General features: G+C 40.2%; 16 protein-coding genes and 1 pseudogene. 3 read left to right on the top strand and 14 right to left on the bottom strand.

Annotated elements, in window-relative coordinates; genetic code table 11:
• Positions 1 to 62: 62 nt before the first annotated feature.
• The 6 genes from MHH87_RS03370 to MHH87_RS03345 form a co-directional block, all read right to left on the bottom strand.
• Positions 63 to 1,493 carry a S41 family peptidase gene (locus tag MHH87_RS03370; protein ID WP_340747921.1) on the bottom strand — a complete coding sequence of 477 codons (1,431 nt, stop codon included), beginning with the start codon at positions 1,491 to 1,493 and terminating at the stop codon, positions 63 to 65.
• 73 nt (positions 1,494 to 1,566) lie between these two features.
• The gene (locus MHH87_RS03365; RefSeq protein ID WP_340747920.1) at positions 1,567 to 2,142 is read right to left on the bottom strand and encodes a peroxiredoxin family protein; all 576 of its coding nucleotides are present in this window, start codon (positions 2,140 to 2,142) and stop codon (positions 1,567 to 1,569) included.
• A gap of 378 nt (positions 2,143 to 2,520) precedes the next feature.
• Complete coding sequence (locus MHH87_RS03360) at positions 2,521 to 3,789, bottom strand: murein hydrolase activator EnvC family protein (protein ID WP_340747919.1); 1,269 nt, start codon at positions 3,787 to 3,789, stop codon at positions 2,521 to 2,523.
• Between the two features lie 26 nt (positions 3,790 to 3,815).
• A complete protein-coding gene (gene ftsX / locus MHH87_RS03355; RefSeq protein ID WP_340747918.1) occupies positions 3,816 to 4,712 on the bottom strand; it encodes a permease-like cell division protein FtsX in 897 nt (298 codons plus the stop codon).
• A complete protein-coding gene (ftsE, locus tag MHH87_RS03350) occupies positions 4,702 to 5,388 on the bottom strand; it encodes a cell division ATP-binding protein FtsE (protein WP_340747917.1) in 687 nt (228 codons plus the stop codon). The genes ftsX and ftsE overlap by 11 nt, the downstream gene beginning before the upstream one ends.
• Positions 5,389 to 5,720: 332 nt before the next feature.
• Positions 5,721 to 5,954 (bottom strand): hypothetical protein, encoded by a 234-nt coding sequence (locus MHH87_RS03345; RefSeq protein ID WP_340747916.1) that lies wholly within the window; start codon positions 5,952 to 5,954, stop codon positions 5,721 to 5,723.
• Between the two features lie 166 nt (positions 5,955 to 6,120).
• Here MHH87_RS03345 and MHH87_RS03340 point away from each other — a divergent pair.
• Positions 6,121 to 6,370 (top strand): annotated as a pseudogene (locus tag MHH87_RS03340) (IS5/IS1182 family transposase); the annotation flags it as partial.
• A 62-nt stretch (positions 6,371 to 6,432) separates the two neighbouring features.
• Entirely contained in the window at positions 6,433 to 6,624 is a 192-nt protein-coding gene (locus MHH87_RS03335; protein ID WP_340747915.1) for a hypothetical protein, read from the top strand.
• Positions 6,625 to 6,695: 71 nt separating this feature from the next.
• Here MHH87_RS03335 and MHH87_RS03330 read toward each other — a convergent pair whose 3' ends face one another.
• The 4 genes from MHH87_RS03330 to MHH87_RS03315 form a co-directional block, all read right to left on the bottom strand.
• Positions 6,696 to 7,904, bottom strand: coding sequence for an SHOCT-like domain-containing protein (locus MHH87_RS03330; RefSeq protein ID WP_340747914.1), 1,209 nt, complete (start codon positions 7,902 to 7,904; stop codon positions 6,696 to 6,698).
• Positions 7,905 to 7,991: 87 nt separating this feature from the next.
• Positions 7,992 to 10,859, bottom strand: a complete 2,868-nt coding sequence (uvrA, locus tag MHH87_RS03325) for an excinuclease ABC subunit UvrA (RefSeq protein WP_340747913.1) — start codon at positions 10,857 to 10,859, stop codon at positions 7,992 to 7,994.
• Between the two features lie 6 nt (positions 10,860 to 10,865).
• Complete coding sequence (gene uvrB / locus MHH87_RS03320; RefSeq protein ID WP_340747912.1) at positions 10,866 to 12,848, bottom strand: excinuclease ABC subunit UvrB; 1,983 nt, start codon at positions 12,846 to 12,848, stop codon at positions 10,866 to 10,868.
• Positions 12,849 to 13,069: 221 nt separating this feature from the next.
• Positions 13,070 to 13,312 (bottom strand): IDEAL domain-containing protein, encoded by a 243-nt coding sequence (locus tag MHH87_RS03315; protein WP_340747911.1) that lies wholly within the window; start codon positions 13,310 to 13,312, stop codon positions 13,070 to 13,072.
• 193 nt (positions 13,313 to 13,505) lie between these two features.
• Here MHH87_RS03315 and MHH87_RS03310 point away from each other — a divergent pair, with 193 nt between their 5' ends.
• Entirely contained in the window at positions 13,506 to 13,997 is a 492-nt protein-coding gene (locus MHH87_RS03310) for a competence protein ComK (protein WP_340747910.1), read from the top strand.
• 15 nt (positions 13,998 to 14,012) lie between these two features.
• Here the strand turns inward: MHH87_RS03310 and MHH87_RS03305 are convergent, their stop codons facing one another.
• The 4 genes from MHH87_RS03305 to hpf all read right to left on the bottom strand — a co-directional run bounded on the left by MHH87_RS03305 (position 14,013) and on the right by hpf (position 19,871).
• On the bottom strand, positions 14,013 to 14,366 hold the full coding sequence (locus MHH87_RS03305; protein WP_340747909.1) for a hypothetical protein: 354 nt from the start codon (positions 14,364 to 14,366) through the stop codon (positions 14,013 to 14,015).
• A gap of 169 nt (positions 14,367 to 14,535) precedes the next feature.
• A protein-coding gene (gene prfB, locus MHH87_RS03300) for a peptide chain release factor 2 (protein WP_445683070.1) occupies positions 14,536 to 15,643 on the bottom strand; the annotation gives its coding sequence in 2 pieces (ribosomal slippage) (positions 14,536 to 15,567 and positions 15,569 to 15,643; 1,107 coding nt in all).
• Between the two features lie 477 nt (positions 15,644 to 16,120).
• Positions 16,121 to 18,631: a preprotein translocase subunit SecA gene (secA, locus tag MHH87_RS03295; RefSeq protein ID WP_340747908.1), complete on the bottom strand. Its 2,511-nt coding sequence runs from the start codon at positions 18,629 to 18,631 to the stop codon at positions 16,121 to 16,123.
• A 685-nt stretch (positions 18,632 to 19,316) separates the two neighbouring features.
• A complete protein-coding gene (gene hpf, locus MHH87_RS03290; RefSeq protein WP_340747907.1) occupies positions 19,317 to 19,871 on the bottom strand; it encodes a ribosome hibernation-promoting factor, HPF/YfiA family in 555 nt (184 codons plus the stop codon).
• Positions 19,872 to 19,932: the final 61 nt, after the last annotated feature.

The following is a 19,932-nucleotide window of genomic DNA, read 5'->3' as shown; positions in this document are numbered from 1 at the left end:
CAAATGCGATACCTAATGCGTAGCCTAAATTGTATAAGTCTGAGTAAGTTGCTACTTTCTTGCTACTTTTCTAATTCATGAATTAAGAAACTTATCCCCATTTTCAGTGGCATATCATTTTCTTTTTGCTCTTTAAATAGCTGTAGTTCCTTCGTTAATTGTGCGAAAAACACTTCATCAATATGATTACCTTTAGGCAAATCATGACGCGAACGGAATGTTGCTACCGCTTCTGCCGTGTCTTTATCAAAAAATCCATCTTTGCGCACAATCTGATAACCAAATTCACTTAACACAAGTTGACTGTAAGCAATCTCTTCACTAAAATCTCCTGCTTCATAGCTACCAGTTAATGTTTTTGTATCTACAGCAAAGAGCGGATGCTGTACGACTTCAATATCTGATTTAATGCCAAGCCCGTGTATCCACTGCTTAGATGGCGTTAACCATTTATTTGTAGATAACTTAAGTTCGCCGCCGTTTTTCAATTCCCATGTTTGTTGTACGGTCCCTTTGCCAAAGCTTGTTACACCAATAATTGTCGCTCTTTTCCAGTCTTGTAATGCCCCACTAAAAACTTCACTGGCTGATGCACTTCCTTCATTTTGGAGAATAACAATTGGTAACCTAGCTAGTGATGCAGTAATTTCTTTTAACTCCTTATTGGGCTCGGTTTTCAATGCCTCCATAGTCCCTTCGTTATTTTGCATATAAGCAAATATTTTTCCATTCGGCTCGAGCATGCTCATCATTTGTGCGACACTATGTAAATAGCCTCCAGGATTGTCACGTACATCAACAATGAGTGCTTGCATTTTGTTGTCCGCCATTTTCTGTATTGCCTGCTGCCATTCCTTTGCCGTCTCCTCGCCAAACATCGACACAGTCACATAGCCTATTTTAGTGTCATCCATAGTAATGATCTCCGCATGCACCGTTTCATTTTTCATCGCCTGTCGCTTCACAGTAACTTTTACTTGACTATCAAGGCTTGGACGATATAACACAAGCGCTATCTTGTCACCCGCTTTTCCTTGAATGAGCTGCATCACCTCGCCCATCGTTTTCCCATTTAGTCGTGTATCATTTATTTGAACAAGTTCATCTAATGGTCGAATTCCCGCCTTTTCAGCAGGCGATGATTTTACTGGAGCAATGACAATAAATTTCCCGTTTTTTTCTGATAGTTCGATACCAATGCCCACACGTTCTCCAGCAAGTGTTTGCTTATGCAAGGCCGCTTCTTGCTCTGAATAATAGGTGCTATACGGGTCCTTAATGGCACTAGCCATCCCACGTAATGCTCCTTCCACCAGTTTCTCTGGAGATGTATTATAAACAGACTCCTGAGAAATTAGATTGAGCAATTCATCAACTACTGTTAAATCGGTCGTCTTCCCCTGTACTGGCTGGTCCAACCCTTGCCAATAAACTCCACATGCCACAACCAAACTAATAATGCCGAGATATAAAAAAATTCGGCTTTTCCGCACATTTTCCCCTCCTACTCATCACACTATGAAAAGTAGCTGGAAATCATACTTCGAAAAACCGAATGCTGTTTAATTAATCAATTCCAATGACATACTCGCGCAGTGTAGATTGATTGAGCGGACCTAAAATTTGATGTTGAATTTTTCCTTCCGTATCAATTATAAATGTGGACGGAATTGATAGAATTTCATATGTTTTACTAACTGATTCCTTCTCCTCTAATAATATCGGAAATGTTAGCTCAAAGCTGTCCACAAATTGCTGAACTTTTTCTACTGGCTTATTTGAATAAGTTAAATTTACAGCAACAATTTCTACATTATCCTTGTCTGCATACTTTTCATAGTAGTCTTGCATATGTGGCATTTCTGCCTTACAAGGTGGGCACCATGTAGCCCAAAAATTTAATACAACTTTTTTGCCTTGAAGCTCAGATAATGTCACTTCTTCGCCAGCTAATGTTGTTAATGTGAAATCAGGCGCAGTTTGACCTTTTTGCAAGCCTTCTTTTTTCTCCAAATCAACTTCATAGCCAACTGATTGCTCACTAATCGCTTCATTGTCCTCAATTTCTTGCTTGACATAAGTTCCAACCATAATGACTATGAGAAGCAATACAAAGACTAATCCCAAATTCTTTTTCTTCATTTCATTTCCTCCACAATATGTACGCCATTCTTTCAATTCTCAATATTTCCCTAACCAATAACACTGGACTATATTTAGCTTCTATACATTTAGGCTATGTTAGATAACATTGTTGTTTTTATGTAAATAAAGATTAGTAGTGAACACTTCCTGCAACCGTGCCTTGCACAAAGCGCGAAGACGAACCGTAGGAGACCACTACAGTGGGCTCATGCGGTTTGTGCGCTTAGCACGGTTGTATAGGCCAATAAAACAACAGTAACGTTTAACAGCGCCTGCTATAACAAAATGTTAACACACAATCTATATAAAGCGACGCAATGTGCTTACTAAAAAAGACAAAACTCACCAAATAATGAGCTTTGTCTTTTCATATCTTTATAAAGATATATAACGTAACGGGTTCAATGCATTTGCACGTTGACCGCTCCATGGACCGTTATGAATTTCGAAATGTAAATGCGGTCCTGTTGAACGACCGGAATTACCCATTGCGGCAATTTTTTGTCCTTTTGATACAACATCGCCAACACTCACATTAAAGGCACTTAAATGTGCATAAACTGTTGTCCAAATTTGACCGTCAATAGAGTGCGTAATCATAACAACATTACCGTATGTAGATAATGCAGAAGCATAGGAAACAACACCATCACCCGCAGCAACAATTGGCGTACCAATTGAATTCGCTAAGTCGATCCCGTAGTGGAATCCACTACCTGAGCCCATATTACGATAACCGAATGGTGAAGTAAATCGACCATTTGTAGGCTTTGTCCACGTTCCTGCTGCAACAGACGGCAAGCTGCCACTGTTACTGCCTGCTGCCTGCTGGTTTTGTAATGCTTGTTGACGTGCAATTTCAGCAATTCGATTTTGCTCTGCTGTAATTTTACTTTGAATATCTTTACTAATCTCTAGTGCTTCCGAATATTCATCTTCAAGCAGTTGCTTATCACTACGAAGCTTTTTCTGCTCTGCTTCTAGCTCATCAATTAGTTTATCTTTCTCAGCTTGTTGTGCGTCTAATGATGCCTTTAAACGCTCAAGTTCCGTATAGTTTTCTACTAATTTCTTTTTCTTGTTTTCAAGGACAAGCTTTTGTTCTTCCAGCTGTTCCTTATCTGTTTTTTGGTCGCGCATAATTTGGCGATCCGCATCCATTAACGTACTCACTGCCGAAAAGCGGTCAATGAAATCTACAAAGCTATTCGCTCCTAGTAGTACGTCTAAATAACCGACAGAACCACCTGCCTGGATAGCACGTGCACGATCCTTAAGTAACTCATCACGTTGCTCAATTTTACGCTCTAGCTCTACAATAGCTACTTCTAGCTCTGAAATCTCTTGATTGGCCTGCTCAATATCCGCCATAACAGCTTCAATTGCCTCATTCGTCTTTGTCATTTCTTCGCCTAGCTTTTGAATTTGTGCTAGTAATTTATCTTGTGTATTTTGTATTGTTTGAATTTCGTTTGATTTTTGATCGATCGATTTATTGAGCTCTTTTTTCTGTTGTTCTATTCCACTTTTTTCTTGTTTAAGGTCAGACAAACTTGTCGCATAGACGGCCGGCACCTGGAAGACTAATAGTAGCGCGATTACTGTTGTAATAAGTTTGAATGGTGTAGTTTTAAGCTTTTCCAACGAATAGTGCCCCTTTCACTGCATACTTATATTTTTAAAAATTTTCGAACTGACATAAAGCTACCCCATACGCCAATTGCCATACCAATTAAAATAAGCAAACCGTTTACTTGATACATGAGTGGACCCACTTCAAGTAATTGCAGAAGCTCTCCTTTTAAACGCGGCTCTAGTAAACTATGAACATTGTAATAGACAATTGTCACGACAATCATCGGTATAACCGACCCAAGTAGCCCTAACCACATGCCTTCCAAGACAAATGGAATACGAACAAATGAATTCGTTGCCCCTACAAGCTTCATAATTTCGATTTCATCTCTGCGCGCGATAATTGTAATACGAATTGTATTCGAAATTAGGAACATTGCCGTGAATAATAAGCCAAAAATTAATATTAGGCCTACATTACGACTAATATCTAAGAAGTTAAATAGCTTCTCTATTTTTCCTTCTCCATACTTAACTTCATTAATATGATCAAATTTCTCGATTTGGCTTGCAACTTCCGCTGTTTGCTTTGGATCGATCGCTTTTACATACAATACATTATGCAATGGGTTGTTTTGCTCATATAGACTTAATTCATCACCGAAGTCTTTAATCAGCTTGTCCAGCTCATCAGATTTCGACGAATACACAACCTCTTCCACTTCAGGCAAGCTATGGATCTCATCTAGCAGCTGATTCTCTACCAATTTCGCTTCTTCTTCATCGGCAATAATATCAATTAATACACGAATTTCTACATCATTTTCTAAATCATTAGCTACTTTGTTTAAGTTCATCATAATGACCGAAAACACACCTACAAGTATTAAGGTTACAGTTACGGCACTAATGGATGCAAAGGTCATCCAGCTATTACGGCCGAGTGACTTAAAGCTTTCTCTGAAATGACGACGGATTGTTCTAGCCTTCATAACCGTAGTCACCTCCATACTCATCACGGACAATCATGCCGCCCTCAATCGCGATGACACGTTTACGAATCGTATTTACAATTTCACGGTTATGCGTTGCCATAACAATTGTTGTGCCACGCGCATTAATTTCCTCAAAAATATTCATAATTTCCCAAGACGTTTCCGGATCCAAGTTTCCGGTTGGCTCATCGGCAATCACCACTTTTGGCATATTCACAATGGAACGAGCGATAGAAACGCGTTGCTGCTCCCCACCAGATAGCTCATTCGGGAACATGCGTACTTTATGCTTCAGCCCTACTAACTCTAATACTTCCAAGACACGCTTACGAATCACTTTTGGTTGTTCTTCAATTACTTCAAGCGCAAACGCAACATTTTCGTACACATTTAATCTCGGTAATAATTTGAAATCCTGAAACACAACACCAAGCTGTCGACGTAAATGCGGAACACGACTGTTTTTCAATGTTGTTAAATTGATTCCGTTTATAAAGACATCACCAGAAGTTGGCTTTTCTTCACGGTACATTAACTTTATAAAAGTTGACTTCCCAGCACCACTAGGACCAACAACATAAACAAATTCACCTTTTTTAATATCAACCGTTATGCCGTTTGCTGCAACGACACCATTCGGGTATTTTTTTACTACATTATTCATTTGAATCATGACTAAACCACCTAAGTTCTATGAATAGATATTTTATTTCTTTATCATTATAGCACTTTGCATCGCTGGTTTTATTACATTTTCATTTCATTATTTGGCTAAATTCGTTAAATACATGCCTATTTTCACATGTTTTACACCCTTCGAAAAAAAGAGTTTTCTGACTATTTTACGTTTGTGAACAAATCCTTCTAGGTTATAGTTCCTCATAGTTCGTGTAAATTCCTTCTTTCCTTCATGTAATAGTCGAAATAACTTATGTAAACGGTTGAAAGATACTTCTCGCCCCGAAATAGCACGATATGATGTTTATTATTATGTGATTTGGAAGTTTATAACATAAAGAAAACGGATTGCGCATGTGCGAGGGCACTGAAAAAGTTTAAAAAATAGTTTAGCCAGTTCTTGAACGAGACATCGTTCAAGAACTGGCTTTTTTCTTCGATGTCGTTGATTTCCGTTGCGGCGAACGCTTTTCTGGGGGCGAGCCTTGAGCCGCTTCCGGGTAACAAAGGAACAAAGGCTAAGTACGCCACGTCCTGTGGCAACGCCTTTGTGACCAACATCGTGTTGGCCTCATTCCAGGGTCTCAAGCTGCTCGCTAATCCCCTAGAAGTCGTCGCCTCCACTCCAATCAACTTGTATCTGATAAGAATGAGTGGTTCATTCTCTTTTCAAAAAAGAGTGATTTTCTTGTCTACTAAAAGGAACGAATTACAGGTGATACTCCCGATGATTTCAAACCAAGAAACACTCAACTTAATCCCGTTTATGGCGATTTATGAGATTGTCGTGCCAAAAGATCACATGCTTCGCCAAATCGATGAACTTGTTGATTTTTCATTCATTTTAGACGAGTTAAAACAAACTCTTGTTTAGACAATGGACGTAACGGGATTCCCCCAATCCGTATGTTTAAGTACTTATTAATAAAACCATTCATGATGTATCGGACGTTGACTTAGTGGCACGCTCAAAATACGGAATCATTTAAGCCATTAGCCGCAAATCGTAGCAAAGTCGAAGCGAGGAATAAATAGTGGATTGAAAAACGGACACGGGTACGATATGGCATCGGTTGCGGGTCTATTTGGCATGGAAATTCAAGGTGCCACAACGATATTCGCTGTCAATCTGAAACAACCATTAAAGGTATTAAATGAAAAAGAGTACGGAATAGAGAAAGAAATAAGGCAGTTCCTGTTCAATATTGAACAGGAACTGCCTTATTTTTAACTGAAAAAGATTGGTCATTTTAAAAATGTAAGTTTTTCAGTGCTTGCCGCATGTGCGAGTCCGTTTTTATCTTAATCTGTTGTATATCGAACAAGTACCGTGCCTGTTCGTGATTCCCCAACTAATTTTAATAATGTTGCATTTTCGAGTGCCTTATTAAAGCGTACTGTTTTTAATAAGAACTGCTCTTCCTCGTCATGCAGCACAACATCATGTAAACCTACATCTGCTTTCCCGAAGTTAGAAGAAACTTGTCCGTCTAGCGCAACTGTTTTAGGTACATATAGTTCAACTGACCCTGCCACTGTACGCGCTTTAACTTTATGTGCTTCTGTGCTCGTTGTTGTTACGACAACATGGCCGTTTACTGATTCTGCCTCTACTTCTTTTAATGCACCATCAATATAAATACGACCGTTTACCGTTTCGGCTTCTAAATCATCACCGATTACATTGCGTGCTTCAATGACACCATTGCTTGATTGCAATTCTGCATGAGTAAATTGCACGTCATCTAATTTCACGATGCCGTTATATGTTTTTGCTTTCAATAGCTTCGTATCAACGTTTTCTACTGAAATACTACCGTTTAGCAAACGAGCAATAATGACATCATAATGTTTATGTGGAATAACTAAACGCACCGTTACTTGCGCTAATTTTTCATCCGTTATAATCGATAATTTGCCATCGTTTAATGTTACGAATTCATTTGTAAAGCGTTCGATCGTGTCTTCTTCCGAACCATTACGTACCGTTCTCACATGCGCTTCCACTTGAACTGTTTCATCCTGTGATTTCACAACCGAAATTTTACCATTTGGGATTTCTAGCTCGAAGCCTTTTACGTCATCGGCTGGGAATGCATATATTTTATCGAATTCGACTTTTTCTCCGAATGGGAATTCCATATCAAAATCTTTAATTTTAGTAAATGTTGAATTCATTAGACTTGTCATGCGTGTACTAAATTGCGACAAATCCTCTTTTAAATCACTCATAAATTCATCAATTTTTTTATTGGCATCTTTATTTGAAAATGCTCGTCCGAAAATTTCTTCGAAGCCAGTTGTTCTTCGTCTTGTTTGGTCTTCTTTTGGCACTTCTTCAAAAATTTGCTCCACTTTCGGCGCATCTTCTTGTGTCTTTGAGCTGACCGGCATTACAGTTTGAGTGGATTCCTTTTGTTTTGATAGCGCCTCAAATAGCGTGATCGCCTCATCTGCTGAAATTGTACCGTTTTCAACTAATTGTAAAATACGTTTACGTTCATTTTGCATAAAAAAATTCCTCCCTCTACCATATCTATAAATATTATACGTGGTGGGAGGACAAAAAGTTTCATGCGAGCTCTTGAAACTTTCTGATTATTTTTTTGTCGCCTTCTCGATCACATCTGCCATACGCTGGCGATCACGCTCTAATATCGGCTTTAGATAGCGACCTGTATAGCTGTCTTTTACTTCACAAATTTCCTCTGGTGTACCAGTTGCAACAATCGTGCCACCTTTATCTCCACCTTCAGGACCTAAATCTATAATATGATCCGCTGTTTTTATCACATCTAGATTATGCTCAATGACAAGTACCGTTTCACCATTCTCAACTAAGCGTTGCAAAACTAGTAATAGACGCGCAATATCATCCGCATGCAAGCCAGTTGTTGGCTCATCTAAAATATAAAAGGATTTCCCTGTTGAACGACGATGTAGCTCTGATGCTAATTTCACACGTTGCGCCTCACCACCGGATAATGTTGTGGCAGGCTGACCAAGCTTCATATAACCTAAGCCTACATCAACAATTGTCTGGAGCTTGCGATGGATTTTCGGAATGTTTTCGAAAAACACTACAGCGTCCTCAACCGTCATATCTAATACATCGGCTATATTTTTATCTTTGTAGCGTATTTCTAATGTTTCACGGTTATAGCGCTTGCCATGGCAAACTTCACACGGTACATACACGTCCGGTAAGAAATGCATTTCAATTTTAATAATCCCATCACCGCGACATGCTTCACAACGTCCGCCTTTTACATTAAAGCTAAAACGTCCTTTTTTGTAGCCGCGCACTTTTGATTCATTCATCATCGCAAACACATCTCGAACATCATCAAATACGCCGATATACGTGGCCGGATTTGAGCGTGGCGTACGACCAATTGGTGATTGGTCCACTTCAATGACCTTTTCCAGCTGCTCCATGCCTTCCACCGCTGTATGTACACCTGGCTTCGTTTTGGCACGATTGAGCTTTTGCGCGAGCGATTTATATAAAATTTCATTAATGAGCGTCGATTTCCCTGATCCAGAAACACCGGTTACTGCAATAAACTGACCAAGCGGAATATCCACATTTACTTTTTTCAAGTTATTTTCTGCCGCGCCTTTAATCGTTAAGTGACGACCATCTGACTGGCGACGTTCAATCGGTAGCGGAATAAATTTTTTCCCACTTAAATATTGCCCAGTAATGGAATTCTTATTTTTCATTACTTGCGCTGGTGTACCTTGTGCAACAATTTGTCCACCATGAACACCCGCACCTGGTCCAATATCAATTAAATAATCCGCAGCGAGCATCGTATCCTCGTCATGCTCGACAATAATTAATGTATTGCCTAAATCACGCATATTTTGAAGCGTACCAATGAGGCGATCATTATCACGCTGATGCAGACCAATCGACGGCTCGTCTAAAATATAGAGCACACCGGTTAAGCGTGAGCCAATTTGTGTCGCTAACCGAATTCGCTGCGCCTCACCACCTGATAGTGTTCCGGCTGTCCGTGAAAGTGTTAAATAATCAAGTCCTACATTTACTAAGAAGCCAAGGCGTTCATTAATTTCACGTAAAATTAATCGGGCAATTTGTACATCCTTTTCGGATAATGTTAACTGCTCGAAAAATGCCGTTAACTCGACAATAGAGTGTGCCGTGATTTCCGCAATATGTTGGTCATTTATTTTCACCGCGAGCGATTCTGAATTTAACCGGTAACCTTTACAAGACGAACAGGACTGCTCTGCCATATATTTTTCCATTTGCTCGCGAACATAATCTGAACTCGTTTCGCGGTAGCGGCGTTCAATATTTTTTAATACGCCTTCAAATTCAACTTGTTTATCAAATGTTCTGCCAAATTCATTTTCATAGTTGAACTGAACTTTATCCTTGCCTGAGCCTTTTAAAATTTTATCCATTTTCTCTTTTGGAATATCTTGTACAGGGACATCCATGGGAATATCATAATGATCACAAACCGATTTTAATAGCTGCGGATAGTACTGCGAGCTTGTCGGTTCCCACGGCGCAATTGCATGCTCAAGCAATGTACGGCTCCAATCTGGAATGACCAAATCCGGATCCACTTTTAGCTTCATCCCTAATCCATCACAAGACGAACAGGCTCCAAACGGACTATTAAATGAAAACATACGCGGTTCGAGCTCGCCAATAGAAAATCCACATTGAGGACATGCGTGATGCTCACTAAATAACAGTTCTTCACGTTCCATGACGTCGACTAACACACGACCTTCCGCTAATTTCAACGCGGCCGCTAATGAATCACTTAAACGTGTGGCAATGCCTTCCTTCATCACAACTCGGTCCACTACGACTTCAATCGTATGCTTTTTGTTTTTATCGAGCTCAATATTATCATCTAGATCACGCAGCTCGCCGTTCACGCGGACACGAACATAGCCTTGCTTTTTTAAATCTTCAAACAACTTCACATGCGTCCCTTTACGCCCTTCCACGATTGGGGCAAGTAGCTGCATTTTCGTACGCTCTGGATATTCTAGTAGGCGATCCACCATTTGCTCAATCGTTTGCGAGCTAATTTCGATGTCGTGATTTGGACAAATTGGCTTTCCTACGCGCGCATATAATAAACGTAAATAATCATAAATTTCCGTTACTGTACCTACCGTTGAGCGCGGGTTACGGCTCGTTGTTTTTTGGTCAATTGAAATAGCAGGCGACAACCCCTCAATGGCATCCACATCCGGCTTATCCATTTGACCGAGAAATTGGCGCGCATACGCCGATAAAGACTCCACGTAGCGGCGCTGTCCTTCTGCGTAAATCGTATCAAAAGCTAGTGACGACTTCCCTGATCCAGATAAGCCCGTTAGCACAACTAGCTTATCGCGAGGAATCGTGACATCAATATTTTTTAAATTATGTGCGCGTGCACCTTGCACGACGATTTCTGTATTTTTCACGCTATGTCACCTTTCTACTTTCAGTTCAAATATCGTATCACGCAGTTCTGCTGCCCGTTCGAAATCAAGCGCCTTTGCAGCATCTTTCATTTCACTTTCAAGCTTCGCCATTAGCTTGTCTAGCTCCGCCTTCGTCAGCTTCTTGCCTTTCGTTACTTTCGTTACATATGTTTCTTCCTCTTCCGCCACCTGTGTTGCACGAATGATTTCAGGAATTTTCTTAATGATTGTTTTTGGGGTAATGCCATGTTCCACGTTATATGCCCGTTGAATATCACGGCGACGCTTTGTCTCATCAAGCGCCTTTTTCATCGAATCTGTCATATTGTCAGCATACATAATGACATGGCCACTTGCATTACGTGCTGCTCGCCCAATCGTTTGAATGAGTGAACGTTCTGAACGCAGGAAGCCTTCCTTATCTGCATCCAAAATGACGACAAGCGAAACTTCCGGTATATCTAAGCCTTCTCGTAATAAGTTAATACCGATTAGGACATCATGCGTGCCTTTACGTAGCTCACGAATGATTTCAATACGTTGCAATGTTTTAATTTCAGAGTGTAAATATTCAACCTTCAAGCCCATTTTCTTTAAATAATCCGTTAAATCCTCGGACATTTTCTTCGTTAAGGTTGTGACTAAAACACGTTCGTTTTTCTTGATGCGCTCCTGAATTTCATCGATTAAATCATCAATTTGCCCTTCTCTTGGACGCACATCAATGGTTGGATCGAGTAAACCGGTCGGACGAATAATTTGCTCCACCATGTCCGGTGTATGCTCGAGCTCAAACGGTCCCGGCGTTGCTGAAACATAAATAGCCTGTTGCACCTTTGACTGAAACTCATCAATCTTTAACGGACGATTATCAAGTGCAGAAGGTAAACGGAAGCCATGGTCTACTAAAACTTGCTTCCGTGCTTGGTCCCCGTTATACATACCACGCACTTGCGGCAATGTTACGTGACTTTCATCGACAACCAGTAAGAAGTCCTCTGGGAAATAATCGAGCAATGTATAGGGTGTCGCCCCCGCATCACGTAGCGTTAAATGACGTGAATAGTTTTCAATACCTGAACAGAAGCCCATCTCACGCATCATTTCTAAATCGTAGTTTGTACGCTGCTCTAAACGCTGCGCTTCCAGTAATTTATTCTCTGAGCGGAACTTTTCTAATTGTTGCTCTAGTTCTTTTTCGATATTTTCAATTGCCTTTACCATTTTTTCTTCACGTGTAACGAAGTGAGATGCTGGGAAAATGGCTACGTGATCACGTTCACCCATAATTTCACCAGTTAACGCATCCACCTCACGAATCCGGTCTATTTCATCGCCGAAAAACTCCACTCGAATGCATTTTTCATCACGAGATGCCGGGAAGATTTCCACCACATCTCCACGTACACGAAATGTCCCACGTGTGAAACTTATATCATTACGCTCATACTGAATGTCCACTAATCTGCGCAGCAACTGATTGCGCTCAATTTCCATACCTGTACGAATAGAAACGACCATATCGCGGTATTCCTCCGGCGAACCGAGGCCGTAAATACAAGAAACTGACGCAATAATAATGACATCTCTGCGTTCAAATAAGGCAGAGGTTGCCGAGTGACGTAATTTATCGATTTCATCGTTAATACTCGAATCCTTCTCTATATACGTATCCGTTTGCGGTACGTACGCTTCTGGCTGAAAGTAATCATAATAACTAACAAAATATTCAACCGCGTTATTAGGGAAAAATTCCTTAAACTCACTATATAGTTGCCCCGCCAATGTTTTATTATGAGCCATAATGAGCGTTGGCTTATTTACTTGTTGAATTACATTTGAAATCGTAAAAGTTTTTCCGGTACCTGTTGCACCAAGAAGCGTTTGATGGCGCTTTTCCTCATTAACCCCTTGCACCAGTTCTTTAATGGCAACAGGCTGGTCACCACTTGGGCTGTAATGAGACTGGATATGAAAAGTTTCAGTCATGCACGGTTCGTCCTTTCGTAAAATCTAGTATGTTTATTTTAGCATACCCTTTTTTTAATAGCGATAATAAAACGAACATACATTCTTTTTAATTTACATTAGAAAGACACAACTCGCCCAAAATAGGGCGAGTTGATGTCCTTACTTATGTGGTTAAGAAAGTTATACTTTCTTAACCATCAACAAATGCAAAAAGCCACCTAATTTTAGGCGGCTCTAACTTATTGTGAAGCTGTTTCTAGCAACTCTTTTAATTCCAGCGTATGAGACAGAAATGCCGCCTTGTTTCTTTGATCCAATGACCCATCGATGAGCTTTTCCAATTGTTCAATTCGGTACAATCGTTGTATACGATTTAAAAACAAATCTAAATAAATGTCGTTCAACAGCTTCTCACATTGATTCTCGCGAGGGTACTGCCCTACTGCACGTAGAAAATCTGTGTACGAATAATATTTATCCATCGATATCACCCCGATACCCTTTTTTCTATTATAAAAAAAGAAATATCAATTTGCAATATTTTCTGAACATTTCATTTTTAATTAATATACAGAATTTTCTAATTTTAGATTGCTTTTCCCATTTGTTTATATTATCTTTTAGTAACAAGCAGTTCTTTTTACTGCTTACTATAGGAAAATAGGAGGAATGAAAATGAACAAAGACTTTAGGTACGTAACTAGCTACATCGCATCCAACACAACATTTTTGTTACGTTCTATAACAGCAAACGGAAAAACTCACACAATAATTCACGACAAGCAAGGGAAGGTAAAATTTGCGCAAAAGCCTATAAAAATTGTGCGCGCGACTTGTAGAATTCACGGAACAACATTCGAGGCAGCTCAAAAGATGGCAAAATTATTTTTTGGCGATAACAGGCATAAGCTACCGATTATGATTTCAATCGATTATGGCAATCCATGCGTATTTTTCCCGCTATTTTCACCACATTCTACCTCTAATATTTGGGTTAATTTACAGTCAATCACTAATATTGTTGAACGTGGCGACGAAACGATTATTACCTTAACGGATATGTCTGAGGAAGTGCTTCCTATTCATTATAAATCATTCAACCAACAGTACGTACGTGCCATGATGTTCTATAAGCATTTAATACTTAACCGCGGCTTCCATCGCTAATACAATATATACCGGCTAACGGTTTTCCATATATTGTATTAGTAATTGCTCGCAAAAATTACGAAGGCGTATATTAGAATATCGTCGACACTCCATGAAATCCTTATAATAAAAAAGATATTCTGTAAAAAACTCATCGGTATTTCCTCGGGTTAATCTCATCTGATTACAATTAAAATACGCCTTTGTTTTTTTTAGTTCCTGTTCAATCCGAGTTTTTGTTTCATTAAGTAAATGTAAATAGGGCTTTTTAAATTTAAAGTTCCCCTGCTCAAATAGTAGGTAATCTTTTTCGAGTATAATGAGTAGCATCGGCAAATAAATGCCCGCCTCAAAATATGGACTCGCTCCAGAAGGAATTTGCGTCACAAAACCAACCTCCTTTAAGAACATTTGTTCGTATTTTTATTTTCGCATGCTTTTATATCAATTGCAAGTAAAACAATGTAATTTCCTGAAAGCACCAACTATAAAAATCAAACTTCCTTTTTAAGCACAAAAAAACCTTCCCAGCAATACGCTGAAAAGGTCCATATTATTAATTGGCAATGCGAGAACGTAAATAGGCGTTAATGAATGCATCTAAATCCCCATCCATCACTGCATTAACATTCCCTGTTTCTTCATTTGTACGGTGATCTTTCACCATTGAATACGGATGGAATACATAAGAACGGATTTGAGAACCCCAACCGATTTCCTTTTGATCCCCACGAATCTCATCTAGTTGTGCCTGTTGTTTTTCAATTTCTAGTTGATAGAGCTTTGCTTGTAGCAATTTCATACATTTTTCACGGTTTTTAATTTGAGAACGTTCCGCCTGACATTGAACGACTGTGCCAGTTGGGGTATGCGTAATACGAACAGCTGAGTCCGTCGTATTAATATGCTGACCACCCGCACCCGTTGCACGGTACGTATCAATTTTTAAATCTTCTGTACGGATTTCAATCTCAATTTCATCATTGAATTCCGGCATTACTTCACAAGAAACAAATGACGTATGACGACGACCCGATGAATCAAATGGCGAAATACGAACAAGACGGTGAACGCCTTTTTCCGCTTTTAAATAGCCGTATACATTATGACCAGTAATTGATAGTGTTACAGATTTAATTCCCGCTTCATCACCTGGTAGGTAATCCATTGTCGTCACTTTAAAACCGCGTTTCTCCGCCCAGCGCGTATACATACGCAGCAGCATTGAACCCCAATCCTGAGATTCCGTACCGCCCGCACCTGGATGAAGCTCTAAAATCGCATTGTTGCGGTCATATGGTTCTGATAACAGCATCTGCAGCTCAAAATCAGCCACTTTCGCTTTGAATTCTACAAGCTCATTGCCCAGCTCCTCTTGTAATTCCTCGTCTGGTTCTTCACGTAAAAGCTCCAGTGTCATTTCAAGATTTTCCTGTGTTGATAATAAATCGTTATACTCATTCACTATAGCTTTAATGCCATTTGCTTCATTAATAACTACTTGCGCACCTTGCTGATCATTCCAAAAGTTCGGCTCCAGCATCATTTCATCAAGCTCTTGTATACGTGCCTCTTTGTTTTCTAAGTCAAAGAGACCCCCTAAAGTCCGCTAGTTTCGTAGCTGTATTTTCCAATGTGTTTCTTACATCTGCTAATTCAATCATGTATGATCCTCCGTCACCCGAGTGCTTGTTATTCAAGCATTTTCTCGATTATAAAATTAGTAAAACCGGGCCACCCTCACTGATGACCACGGTTAATTTATTGCTATAAAGATGTGTTTTAAATTCGTGGGTATTCGTACTGACTTGGGGTGTGAACGCACTAACTTTCTATCTGAACGAACCAAGTTGCAGGCTCCGCACTAACTTGAGGTGTGAACGAACTAAGTTAGCTGGGGAACGCACCAACTCCAGGTGTGAACGCACTGACTTCCCATCTGAACGAACCGAGTTGCAGGCTCCGCACTAACTTGAGGTGTGAACGAACTAAGTTAGCTGGCGAACGCACCAACTCCAGGTGTGAACGCACCAACTTGGCCACTGAACGCACTAAGTTGCAGCGAACGCACTAACTCCCCACCTTAACGAACTAAGTTGCAGCCTCCAGTAAAGTCACAACCCCGCTATCACAAAATCTGGTTACTGCCCAACTCCGTGACAGTTTTTGAACTTCTTGCCGCTACCGCATGGACATGGATCGTTACGACCGATGTTTTCGGCTTTGCGTGCTGGTAGCTTTTTCGGTTTCGCAGTGCCTTCTTCTTTTGGATTCACAGCTTGACCTTTTGCGACCTCTTCACGTTGAAGATTACTACGGATTTCAGCCTTCATTGCATATTTCGCTACATCTTCACGTACCGATGCCACCATATCCTCGAACATTGCGAAGCCTTCTTGTTGGTATTCGCGTAGCGGGTCATTTTGGCCGTAAGCACGTAGGTGAATCCCTTGACGTAGCTGATCCATTGCATCGATATGGTCAATCCACTTCGTATCAATTGAACGGAGTAAAATAACTTTTTCGAACTCGCGCATACGTTCAGGAGTCATCAATTCTTCCTTCTCATTGTAGCGAACTAGTACCGCAGCGAAAATGAATTCAACCATTTCATCCACCGTTTTACCTTCTAATTCCGCTGCAGTGATTACGCCTTCTTCTAAAAGATTTGCTGCTATATAATCTTCAAGCGCATTTAAAGTCCAGTCTGCTTGCTCGCCTTGCGTATGAAGCGCTACTGCATTTTCAATCGCTTGCTGAATCATTGACTCAACTAATGCACGCATATTTTCAGTGTCGAGTACTTCAAAGCGCTCTCTATAAATAATTTCACGTTGCTGACGTAATACATCGTCGTATTGTAATAAGCGTTTACGTGCATCAAAGTTATTACCTTCAACACGTTTTTGCGCAGATTCCACTGCACGAGAAACCATTCTTGACTGGATTGGCTGTGTATCGTCCATGCCAAGCTTCGTCATCATTGATTTCATGTTGTCAGAGCCGAAACGACGCATTAACTCATCTTCAAGTGACAGATAGAATTGCGTTACCCCGGGATTCCCTTGACGTCCAGAACGACCACGTAACTGGTTATCAATACGACGAGATTCATGACGCTCGGTACCTATAACAGATAAACCGCCTAGCTCTAATACGCCTTCACCTGGTTTAATATCCGTACCACGACCAGCCATGTTTGTTGCGATTGTTACCGCACCCTTTTGACCAGCATTTAAAATAATTTCAGCTTCGCGTTCATGGTTTTTCGCATTTAATACGTTATGGGGTATTTTGTATTTAGTTAAGTAGTCCGAAATGATTTCAGACGTTTCAATTGCTACCGTACCCACTAATACAGGTTGTCCTTTTTTATGACGTTCAGCAATATCTTCCGCCACGGCTTTATACTTCCCAGCCATTGATGCATAAATTAAATCTGGTCGGTCATCACGCGCAATCGGCTTGTTCGTTGGAATTGCAACAACATTCATATTGTAAATATTACGGAATTCCTCTTCTTCCGTTTTCGCAGTACCCGTCATACCAGCAAGCTTTTCATACATACGGAAGTAGTTTTGGAACGTAATTGTTGCCATTGTCATCGATTCATTTTGGATGTCTAAGCCTTCTTTTGCTTCAATCGCTTGGTGAAGGCCATCAGAATAGCGACGACCTTTCATTAAACGACCCGTAAAGCCGTCGACGATTACAATCTCGCCGTCCTGTACCACATAATCTACATCTAAATGCATAGAAGCATGCGCTTTTAATGATTGGTTAATGGCATGGTTTAAACGAACATGCGTTAAATCGAATAAGTTGTCTATGCCAAACGCACGCTCTGCCTTTTCGATCCCCGCTTCCGTTAATGTAACGCCTTTTGTAGACTCTTCATAATTATAGTCTTCGTCTTTGTTTAACATGCGCACAAATGCATTTGATTGCACATAAAGTTGCGCTGATTTACCCGCTTGTCCTGAAATAATAAGCGGTGTACGCGCTTCATCCACTAAAATCGAATCGACTTCATCAATTACGGCATAGTGAAGTGGACGCTGTACGCAGTCCTCTTTATAAAGCACCATATTATCACGTAAATAATCAAAGCCAAGTTCATTGTTTGTTGAATACGTAATATCTGCAGCATACGCCTCGCGCTTTTCTTCCTTCGATAAGCTATTTAAGTTGAGGCCAACCGATAAGCCTAACCAGTTATACAGCTCACCCATCTCCGTTGCGTCACGACTTGCTAAGTATTCATTGACTGTTACAACGTGCACGCCTTTACCCGTTAACGCATTTAAATAAACGGCCATAGTAGAAGTTAACGTTTTACCTTCACCGGTTTTCATTTCAGAAATATTACCTTCATTTAAAGAAGCTGCCCCCATAATTTGGACGCGGAATGGATACATCCCTAGTACGCGGCGTGATGCCTCACGCGCAACAGCAAATGCTTCAGGTAAAAGCTGATCGACTGTTTCACCTTTTAAGTAGCGTTCTTTAAATTCAGCAGTTTTTGATTGAAGTGCTTCATCCGAAAGCGCCTCCATTTTGCCAGCTAATGCTTCTACTTGATCGGCAATCTTCTCAAGCTTTTTTAATTCTTTTTTATTAAAGTCAAACATTTTATTTAATATGTTTAGCATGAATTGGTCACTTCCCAATATAGTCTCAACTTACATTTTAACATTTAGTATAGAGATGGTGCAAATTAACATCCTAGTTGGGTAAAGAAAGTTTGGCAATAAAAAATAAACTGCCATTGTCGTGAGTGCACTGAAAAAGTTGATTTCTACTGAAAATTCTAATCAGTATATACTAAACAGTGATAGATCGTTGGTGCTCTGGCTGGCACTCGCTTTCCGCTGGCGGTGGCGAGCCTCCTCGTCGCTACGCTCCTGCGGGGTCTCACCTGTACCGCTTTTCCCGCAGGAGTCTCGTGCCGCCGCACCGATGCTTTCTGAATAAAATAAAGCAAAAGCATAAAAGTACTATGGAATATACTGTTTCGGGGTTTTTCAATGCCCTCATTGTCGACCCACTCTTCATTTAATTCTTTTTCAGTTTCTTCCTAAATATTCATTCACATAATAAAAGGAGCTGTTAAACGCTACTGTTGTTTTATTTGCTAATCCAACCGTGCTAAGCGCACAAACCGCATGAGCCCACTGTAGTGTGGTATCCTACGGTTCGTCTTCGCGCTTTGTGCAAGGCACGGTTGTAGTAAATTCCACTACTAATGGTTAATTCCATAAAAACAACAATATTATTTAACATAGCCTAATAATAAATAAAAGCTCCCGCAATGTACGAGAGCTTTTACTTCCTATATTAATTCGTTTCAATCAACCCGTATTTACCATCTTTACGTTTGTACACAATGTTTGTGCTTTCTGATTCTGCATCTGTGAAAATGTAGAAATCGTGACCTAGCATGTTCATTTGAAGAATTGCTTCTTCTTCGTCCATTGGTTTTAGGTCAAACTGCTTTGTACGAACAACCGTGTATTCTTCTTCCGTTGCTTCCGTTGCCACTCCTGTTTGTGAGACATTAGCAAAGTAAAGACCCACTCCTTCGCGCTCACGGAATTTACGATTCACCTTTGTTTTGTGCTTACGAATTTGACGCTCAAGCTTATCTACAATTAAGTCAATGGCAGCATACATATCGTTATGACGTTCTTCTGCACGTAGCGTTACATTTTTCATTGGAATTGTTACTTCCACTTTTGTTTGTCTATCATTATAAACCTTTAAATTTACGTTAGCGTTTGCGTTAACATCTTCGTTGAAGTAGCGTTCAATTTTTTCAATTTTACCTTCAACGTAGTCGCGAATCGCTGGAGTTACCTCAATGTTCTCACCACGAATGTTAAAATTTAGCATGTGAACTCCTCCTTAATCGGCTATACTAACTATTTCTACACTGCTTGCAAAAAGTCCTGCT

Origin of the sequence: Solibacillus sp. FSL H8-0538, assembly GCF_038003525.1 — a bacterium.
Classification (GTDB): domain Bacteria; phylum Bacillota; class Bacilli; order Bacillales_A; family Planococcaceae; genus JBBOPI01.
Note: the sequence above shows the minus strand (reverse complement) of the source record. Positions and strands in the feature narration are given on the sequence as shown.